The sequence below is a fragment of the Autumnicola patrickiae genome, from assembly GCF_031846525.1.
GTDB lineage: Bacteria > Bacteroidota > Bacteroidia > Flavobacteriales > Flavobacteriaceae > Autumnicola > Autumnicola patrickiae.
Window position 1 is genome coordinate 24,247 of sequence record NZ_JAVRHM010000029.1, and the last position, 9,431, is coordinate 33,677.

The 9,431-nt window shown below is 37.0% G+C and carries 8 protein-coding genes; 5 read left to right on the forward strand and 3 right to left on the reverse strand.

Going from position 1 to position 9,431, the window contains the following annotated elements:
- Positions 1–810 (forward strand): PRC-barrel domain-containing protein, encoded by an 810-nt coding sequence (locus tag RM549_RS17615; RefSeq protein WP_311687225.1) that lies wholly within the window; start codon positions 1–3, stop codon positions 808–810.
- 115 nt (positions 811–925) lie between these two features.
- On the opposite strand, the gene RM549_RS17620 is transcribed toward RM549_RS17615, so the two are convergent.
- Positions 926–1,603: a gluconate 2-dehydrogenase subunit 3 family protein gene (locus tag RM549_RS17620; RefSeq protein WP_311687227.1), complete on the reverse strand. Its 678-nt coding sequence runs from the start codon at positions 1,601–1,603 to the stop codon at positions 926–928.
- A gap of 11 nt (positions 1,604–1,614) precedes the next feature.
- Complete coding sequence (locus tag RM549_RS17625; protein ID WP_311687229.1) at positions 1,615–3,315, reverse strand: GMC oxidoreductase; 1,701 nt, start codon at positions 3,313–3,315, stop codon at positions 1,615–1,617.
- A 143-nt stretch (positions 3,316–3,458) separates the two neighbouring features.
- Here RM549_RS17625 and RM549_RS17630 point away from each other — a divergent pair, with 143 nt between their 5' ends.
- Together RM549_RS17630 and RM549_RS17635 are read left to right on the forward strand one after the other, a co-directional pair.
- Positions 3,459–4,475: a sugar phosphate isomerase/epimerase family protein gene (locus tag RM549_RS17630; RefSeq protein ID WP_311687231.1), complete on the forward strand. Its 1,017-nt coding sequence runs from the start codon at positions 3,459–3,461 to the stop codon at positions 4,473–4,475.
- Between the two features lie 129 nt (positions 4,476–4,604).
- A complete protein-coding gene (locus tag RM549_RS17635; protein ID WP_311687233.1) occupies positions 4,605–5,819 on the forward strand; it encodes a bifunctional alpha/beta hydrolase/OsmC family protein in 1,215 nt (404 codons plus the stop codon).
- Between the two features lie 21 nt (positions 5,820–5,840).
- On the opposite strand, the gene RM549_RS17640 is transcribed toward RM549_RS17635, so the two are convergent.
- A complete protein-coding gene (locus tag RM549_RS17640) occupies positions 5,841–6,935 on the reverse strand; it encodes an AI-2E family transporter (protein ID WP_311687235.1) in 1,095 nt (364 codons plus the stop codon).
- A gap of 336 nt (positions 6,936–7,271) precedes the next feature.
- Between RM549_RS17640 and RM549_RS17645 the strand changes: the two genes are divergently transcribed.
- Positions 7,272–7,874, forward strand: a complete 603-nt coding sequence (locus tag RM549_RS17645; protein WP_311687236.1) for a superoxide dismutase family protein — start codon at positions 7,272–7,274, stop codon at positions 7,872–7,874.
- 359 nt (positions 7,875–8,233) lie between these two features.
- On the forward strand, positions 8,234–9,388 hold the full coding sequence (locus RM549_RS17650; protein WP_311687237.1) for a carboxypeptidase-like regulatory domain-containing protein: 1,155 nt from the start codon (positions 8,234–8,236) through the stop codon (positions 9,386–9,388).
- Positions 9,389–9,431 lie beyond the last annotated feature (43 nt).

The window sequence follows — 9,431 nt, forward strand, 5'->3', positions numbered from 1 at the left end:
ATGGCAAATACAAATAATAACAGAGACAACAACAATAAACATTTATTCTATCTTAATGAACTTTCTGACTATAAAGTTGCAAGTGACGACCCAGATGTACGCGGTTGGGAAGTGCAGGATAGAGAAAATCGGGTTGTGGGAAAAGTAGACAATCTACTTGTAAATAAAAACACGAATCGTGTGGTTTACCTGGATGTCGACGTAGATCAATCCATTATAGAAGCAAATCATAAGCCTTACAGAGACAGTGCAAATGATGGTGTGCACGAATTTATTAATAAAGATGGAGAGAATCATCTCATACTTCCTGTAGGACTTGTAAGACTTAATACTGATAAAAACTTTGTTTATACTGATCGAATTGATCATAGTACTTTTTCTGAGACTAAAAGAATCGAAAAAGGTGCAAATGTAGATAGAGAATACGAAATAGTGGTATTGGAATCTTATGAGAGAGCAGACAGAAATACTGCAACAGGTACTTCCAATGGTGATGCTGTGACTGGAACTAAGGCCAGCGGAGTTGCAGACCGTCAAAACGATCCTGCTTTTCAGGAAAGTCGTGGGCGCAAAGCAGACAACCTTACTGGTACAGATAAAAATGTTGAAGGAACTACCTCCAGAGATGTTACTGACAAAGATCTTACAGGTAAGCAAAACGATCCTGCCTTTCAGGAACGTAAGCAAAACGATCCTGCTTTTGAGAATAACCAAGAACGTAAATCAAATCGTGATTATGCATCTGAGGATGATGATTCTTTTTACGAAAGAAAAGAATTTGATCGTACTAATTACAAGAATCACAGATAAGTTCTTTTTTAATATTAAGAACAAAAAAAGGAGAGGCATAAAAGCTTCTCCTTTTTGTTTTCCAGAAGGTCGATAATTGTCATTTTACCATACCTATTTATGTTAATTTTGATCGTTATAGCGACATTGCTTTACCACCTCCCAGTTCCTCTACAGGGCCACATGGGATATATTCGCCTGGGATAGGATCATACCATAACACGTTCTCCCCTACTTCTTCGCTGGTTTTCCAAGCCCAGATGGCCATTTCCCTTACATTTTCTAAATAAGAATATGCACCGGCATCAGCATTAATCCCCGAGTTATTCACCTCTGCATCTGCTTCTGCCTTTTGTGCGGGATCTTTATCCTGTGGATCCTGGGTTTCAGTATTTCTTCTGGCATAACCATCTCTTTCTTCAGGTGTTGCACGCAGGTATTTAGCAATTATTTCCTCATATTCTTCCTGGCTTCCCTCGCCTGTACTCTTGTCGAATCTTTCCTCGAATGCCTGAGCAAACGCATCTGCAGATTCCATAAATTCCTTCTGACTCTCTTCAGAAGCTACTTCATTAATATAAGAATCTAAAAATTGAGCAATATTGAGGTCCCCTGCGCCGGGAGTGTCTGTTGTTGGAAGTATTACATCCAGGATCCTTGTAAGGGCAAAACCTTGGGCAGCATTTAAAATTGTTGGTTCCCACTCGTAGTTACGTTCATTTTTACAACTCTGCAAAAGGCCTAAGGTAGTTGGACCAACAACCATAATTCCCGCTCCAAATCCTAAATTTTTTAAAGCCTGTCTTCTATTCATTTTTCTAAGTATTAAGCATTAGATTTCTTGAAGTTCTTAGAGGCATGATCTGCTGCCCTGGCTGTCATTGCCATATAAGTTAAAGATGGGTTTTGGCAACCTGCAGATGTCATAAAAGCACCGTCTGTCACGTATACATTTGGTACTTCGTGAAGCTGATTATTTCCGTTTAATACAGAGGTTTGGGGATCTCTACCCATTCTGGCAGTTCCCATTTCATGAATGCCTAACCCTGGTGCTCCAAGCTGGTCGTAAGGACTAATATCTTTAAATCCGGCCTTCTCCAGCATTGCAACAGCCTGCTCCTGCATATCTTTACGCATTTTAATTTCGTTCTCCTTAAATTCTGCGTCAAAAGTAATTGTGGGTAATCCCCATTCATCCTTTTTATCATAATCCAGGAACATCCTATTTTCGTGATAAGGCAATGTTTCCCCAAAACCAATAAGCCCCATGGTCCAGCCTCCGGGTTTTGTAATAGCTTCTTTAAGTTCCCTTCCATAACCAGCTTCAGCAATACTTTCTGTCCAGTTGTCTCGGCTTGCCCCACCCTGGTATCCATAACCCCTGGTAAAGCCAAGATTATCGCTACCGTTAAGATTTCTGAAGCGCGGAAGATAAATGCCATTTGGTTTTCTTCCTTTGTAATAGGAATCTTCCATGCCCTCAACTTTTGCTGATGCCCCTACTCTAAAATGGTGGTCCATTACATTATGTCCAAGTTCCCCACTGTCGTTACCTAATCCATCAGGAAAACGATCAGATTTAGACTGTAACAAAATACCGGTAGAAGCCATTGAGGAAGCACAAAGAAATATTACGTTTGCTTTATATTCTATCGCTTCTTTAGTATCTGCGTCAATAATTTTAACACCTGTAGCCCGTTTCGTCTCTGCATTATATACAACTTCATGAACAACAGAATTGGGACGCAAGGTCATGTTTCCTGTACGGTCTGCCGCTGGTAAAGTAGAAGAATTACTACTAAAATATGCTCCATAAGGACAACCTCTCGAACAACGATTTCTATATTGGCAATTTGAGCGGCCTTCAAACTTTTTATCGCCGGTGAGATGAGCGACACGGCCTACGGTTAATACCCGTCCGTTAAAATTTTCAGCAATGCTTTTCTTTAAATGATCTTCAACACAATTAAGCTCCATAGGAGGTAAAAACTGACCGTCAGGTAACTGACTAAGTCCGAGTTTTTCCCCACTTACTCCTATATAAGATTCGACATAATCATACCATGGTGCAATATCTTTATATCGTATCGGCCAGTCTACTCCATTACCATCTTTCTCATTTGCTGTAAAATCCAAATCGCTTAACCGGTAGCTATGTCTTCCCCACATGATAGACCTTCCTCCTACATGATATCCCCGCATCCAGTCAAATCTTTTAACTTCGTTATATGGATGTTTTACATCATCTACAAACCAGTGAGCACTGGCTTCGTTGGTGGTATAACCTGTTCTGGCTTGTTTATACTGTCTCTTCTTATCTTCACGGGTTTGCTGACCCTTATATTTATAATCCCATGGATCATCATTCATAGTAGGATAATCCTTCACGTGCTCCACCATAGGACCTCTTTCCAGCACCAGGGTCTTAAATCCTTTTTCACACAATTCCTTAGCAGCCCAACCCCCACTAATACCGGTTCCAACGACTATAGCATCATAGCTATCGTTTTCGTAAATATTATTCACAATTCAATTAGTTAATTATTAGATAGATAAAAGATATTCTGCCAAATATATAAATTTATCTCATTTATTTTTCATCTTTAAAAAAAAGTCTACTTTTAAAATTCAAAATTTTGTTAAATAACTAACTGACAATTTATCTAATTATGAAAATTCCTTTTTTAAAGTTCTCCGGAATAGTAGCATTTATTATGATGTTCAGCCTCGGTATTATTTCGTGTAAGGATTCAGGTGAAAAAAACTCCGATCAGGAAGTTGTTTCTGAGAATGAAACTACAGAGACAAAAGATCCTTTTTTTAAAATTTCCCTGGCTCAATGGTCACTCTCAGGACCTATGCGTGATGGCAGTATGGATCCTGTGGATTTTGCTCAAGAGGCCAGCAAAATGGGATTTGAAGGAATAGAATATGTGAGCCAGCTTTATACAAACAGATATGCAGATGCTGAAGATCCTCAAGCTGCTTTGCAGGCGCTTCTCGACACCCTGAAAGCAAAGAGTGAAGAATACAATGTAGAAAATGTTCTAATAATGGTAGATCATGAAGGAGAATTAGCCTCTGCTGATGAAGCTACCAGAACTCAGGCTGTAGAAAATCATAAAAAATGGGTGGACGCCGCAGAATTTCTTGGAGCTAAGGCTATACGGGTTAACCTTTTTGGAGCTGAAGATGAACAGCAGTGGAAAACTGCTGCTACAGATGGTCTTACAAAACTTTCCGAATATGCTTCCGGCAAAAATATTGATGTTCTTGTTGAAAATCATGGCAATTTTTCCTCCAATGCCGCCCTTTTAACTGAAGTTATACAAGAGGTAAATATGGCAAATGCCGGTACCCTTCCGGATTTCGGGAATTTTTGTTTGAAAAGAGAAGGCGGTGAACAATGGGAAACAAAATGTGTTGAAGAATATCCAAAATATCAGGGAGTGGAAGAAATGATGCCTTACGCGAAAGCTGTAAGTGCAAAAACCTATGAATTTAATGATGAAGGGGAAGAAACTACCATAGATTTTGAAAGAATGCTGAAAATTGTAAAGGATGCAGGTTACACTGGTTATATTGGCATTGAGTACGAAGGCAGCGGACTTTCTCCTGAAGAAGGTATTCTTGCCACCAAAGAACTTTTAATTGAAAAAGGAACCAATCTGAATTCAGAGGAGTAAAACATAAATAGCTGAAACAATTTAATTCTCACGCTAAGCAAAAGCTGTATATACATTCTATACAGCTTTTTGTTTTTTTTAATGACTTTGGAATTAATTTTCCCTAATTTATTGTTCAAAGAATTAAATATGAAAACGACAAAAGTCACTTTTAAAAACAATGATGGTCATGAATTGGTTGGATATCTGGAGCTACCCACCAACCAGAAACCGCACAATTTCGTTTTATTTGCTCACTGCTTCACCTGTAATAAAAACTTTTTCGCACCAACCAATATTAGTCGCACATTAGCTTCTAATGGGTTTGGGGTGCTAAGATTCGACTTTACAGGCTTGGGAGAAAGCGAAGGTGATTTTTCAGATACAAATTTCTCTGGTAATGTGCAGGATTTAGTTGCTGCTGCAGAATTTTTAAGAAAAGATTACAAATCACCTTCTGTTCTCGTAGGCCATTCCCTGGGGGGAGCTGCTGTTTTAATGGCTTCCGCAGAAATAGCTTCGGTAAAAGCAATTGCTACCATTGCCGCTCCATCAACTGTTACACACGTAAAAGGTTTACTTTCTAAACAAATGGAAAAGCTTGAGAAAGATGCAAATGCAACTGTAAATATCGGCGGAAGACCTTTTAAGATTAAAAAGCAATTTCTGGATGATTTGCAGAAGCATGATCTTAGATCTCAACTAGCTAAAATTGAAAAAGCAATTCTTATACTCCATTCTCCCCAGGACAAAGTTGTAGAAGTTAAAAATGCAGAAGAACTCTACAGGACGATCAGTCACCCAAAAAGCTTCGTATCTTTGGATGGGGCAGATCATCTCTTGAACGATAAAGAATATTCCATCTATGCCGGAAAGGTTATTGCGACCTGGGCAGAGAAATATATAGAACTTGAAAAAGTTCGGGATCTGGAAACAGATCATCAGGTTGTTGCTAATTTAGGTAGCGAAGGTTTTACTACACAGTTAAAGGCAGGAATCCATAATTTTACTGCAGATGAACCTGTGAAAATTGGCGGGAATAATTTTGGGCCTACCCCGTATGAGCTGCTTTCTGCAGGCTTGGCGGCCTGCACCTCTATGACTATCCAGATGTATGCAAAAAGAAAAAAATGGCCGGTAGAGAATGTAGAAACGCATGTAAATTATGCCAAACAACATGCACAGGATTGCCAGGATTGCGATAAAAACGGATCGAAAATTGACATTTTTGAAAGGGAAATTTCCTTTTTAGGTGATCTTGATGAAAAACAAATTAAGCGTCTACTTGAAATTGCAGATAAATGTCCTGTTCACAAAACCTTAAGCGCTGAAGTTACTATAATTACCAATTTAGCCGATTCTTAATACAAGAATCTTCAGAAAAATCTACTTTTTTATTTTGTTCTGAAGTTTCTCAATCATCGTTTCCCCCGCTCCGGGCCTTTTATACCCCATAAGGAAACCAATTGGCCGTAGCTCCTTGTTATGATCAGCGAAAATCTTAATAATTCCGAAAATCGGAACAAAAAGTATAAGCCCTGCTGCACCCCATAGCGCACCTCCCAATAAAACGGCGATAATAATAAATAGAGGGCTTTGTTGTACTTCAGACCCAATAATAATAGGCTCAAAAAGATAACTCTCCATTAACTGGATGATCGTTACAAGAATTATAAATGAAACAATCTCCCCATAGCTACCACCAAAAACAATCATAAACAAAATCGGCAACATACCGCTTATTAAAGGACCAATATAGGGAACAATAGTTATTACAGTTCCAAAAAGAATAAGCAATGGTGTATGTTCAACTCCATAGGCGGTAAATACTATGGTATAAAGAATAGCCAGTAAAATCATAACCTGAATCCTTCCCCATAAATATTTATGAGCTACTTTTTTTGTCTCACTAAGTATTTCTTCAGTTTCCTGTTTCTTATCCCCCGGAATATACATCATGAGGAATTCTTTGAATTTATCACGATTTATGAGAAAAAGGAATACATATATTAAGACCAGTAAGAACTTTACCAAAACCTCTGTAACGCTGGCCAGAACTCCAGAAATAAATCCTTGCAACCAGCTTATAATAGAAGTCATTTCATTTTGATATAGTTCTTTTTGCTGCTCCAGTGTGAACCCTGTAGCACTCATTAGCCTTTCCTGAAGCACACCCACATATTCAGCAATTTCTTCATTTCTCTCAATGAGGTCTGTTAAGAAAACTCCAAGTTGCCGAAAGAGGAAGAAGAGCACCAGCCCCACTCCCAGAAAAAGTATTAACGTACTTATAAAGGATGATGTAATTCTTCCTACTCCTACTTTGGCTTCAAAAAACTTACTTACAGGAATCATTAGAGTAGAAAGAAAAATTGCAAAAGTGATAGGAATTAATAATGGTGCACCAAAATAAAGGCCGGCAATTAATAGAAAACAGAAAAAGAATATTGTATTTGTCTTCTGAAAATTTCGTCTTACCATTCCTAAATTTTAATGTTTTTATTCAGCTAAATTTTCAGGTGGATAAAATAAACCAATATAGTTCCCCCTGCGGAAATAAAGATATATAAAAATTCTTCTTTTTATGAAAAACTTAAAACTATCAGTTTCTGTTTAAAAGCGAAAATGAGCCAACAACTAAAACTTTTAGTCGCTGCTTAAACATCCCTCCAGGTAAAAATTGAAATAAGCAAATAGTGCTATATAATCAGCACATTACCTCCTCTACTCCATTGTTAAGCTATCCTTAAATCTTTGGCTAGAGCTTTTATTAGATTTAATTTAGTAATGTATAACCAGAAAATTAACTATATCATTATGAAACGTACTAGTATATCATTACTTATTTGTGCTTCTGTTTTTGTCTTTGGATGTAAAAACGAAGGAGAAAACAATGAAACCGACCTGGAGACAACAACAGGAACAGAGTTAACTACAGAACAGGATGAGATGCCTGCTTCTGAAGAAGAAAAAGAAATAACCGTGGATCTTGAAGCCAAAAGTGGCAGCAATCTTTCAGGTACTGTAACTTTTACTGAAGAAAATGGTGAGGTAAGAATGCAGGGAACCATAAGTGGGCTGTCTGAAGGTACACATGCGATTCACCTCCATGAAAAAGCAGATTGTTCTGCAGAAGATGGAACATCTGCAGGAGGACACTGGAATCCTACTAATGAGCCACATGGCGAATGGGGTGATAGTGAAGGATATCACAAAGGTGATATTGGTAACTTCCAGGTAGACAGCAATGGAGAAGGAAATGTAAGTATGTCTACAGATCAATGGTGTATAGGTTGTGATGATGACAATAAAAACATTGTAGGTAAAGCTGTAGTGGTTCATGATGGCGTAGACGATTATACCTCACAACCATCAGGAGATGCAGGAACAAGAGTAGGTTGTGGAGAGATTGAAATGTAATTCTCTTCAACTCACAATAAAAATTTATTAAAGGTTTGACTATAATGGTCAGACCTTTTTTGCTTTCTGAAAGATCAGAAATAACGGAAAGAATCTGAGAACATATGAAGGATCAGCCAAAATTATTTTCCATTACAAGATTCTAATTAAGACTTAGGCAGACACATCTAAAAGAGAATCATGAATAAAAGGACAATCTAAAATATGGCAAATATCGGCTAGTATAGAAACTGTTTCCACAACATCAGCTGTTATCTTCAGGTTTTATTTATTTTAGAGCCATAATAAATTCCGTTGGTAAGCAATATCTGTTATAGTTTATTATGTTATTGTAATACTATCTCTTAAGATTCTGGCACATGAATACAAAGTTTTTAATCCTTATTGTTCTTCTAAGCCAGCAATTGCTTTCTCAAAACCGGTTAAAGGGTATCGTTCTTGACCAGCAGACCAAAGAACCATTAGAGTATGCAGATATTTATAATAGCGAAAACTACACTTCAAGTAACGAAGATGGTAGGTTTATATTCATATCAAATAATGATTCACTAAATATTGGTCTTTTAGGTTATACCACACTACATTCTACCTTTCAGGAACAAAATAGTGATACCATCCTCCTGCACAAGAAGGTTCAAAACCTTGAGGAAATTGTTATTAATTCCAATGATAATCTTCTAAAATCGGTTCTGGATAACTTTACAAACAATTACCCTCTTAATCCTTATAAAGAGCGTTTCTTTCTAAGGAGTGTTTTAAGGCGTAATAATAAAATTATTCAGCTTGTAGATCTCAGTGGAAAAGTAGAACGGCAAACTCTTTTTTCTACTAAGAGTAACCCAATGCCAAAAAAGAATTACTCTGTAGAAATAGAGAATTTAAGAAAGGCAGGAATTAAGGAAAAAGATATTGAATTCTCACTTTCTCCCTTTGAAGAGCTCTTTACGAATTTCAATTCTATATACATGAGTCCTGAAATTTATAATTTTAAATATATTCCTTATAAAGATTCTTCTTTTGTCAGGCTTGAATTTACTCCTAAAAAAGAAAACTCAATTTATTCTACCGGATATTATTTAGTGAATCTTGAGGATAATGCTTTTAATGAAGTTTCTATAACCAACACCCATGACAGTGAATTCGTAGAACGAAAAAAACTCAAATACCGGACTACAGCCTATGAGGTTTTGGTCACTTTTAAAAAGGATTTGGAATCTAAGAAATATGCCATAGATAAGGGAAATATGAAAGCTACTGTAGAAGTTGTCCCTGATGATGAGGAAAAAATAGTTTATACTGTAGCTTATAAACTTTACACTTTCGACAACTTTCATAATTTTGAAGTGAATAATAACATTTCCCTTTCGAAGGATATTTTTCGTCTAAAAGCCGATTATGATAAAGAATTCTGGGAGTCTCAGCACTATCTTTTATTGACAGAAGAAATGCAAAGTTTTCTAAAGATGATCTTGAACGAAGAAAATAACGATTTTAAAAATATCACCAATTTCTAAATATTCTTCATCTGCAGGTTAACAATACCAGACTTGATCTTTC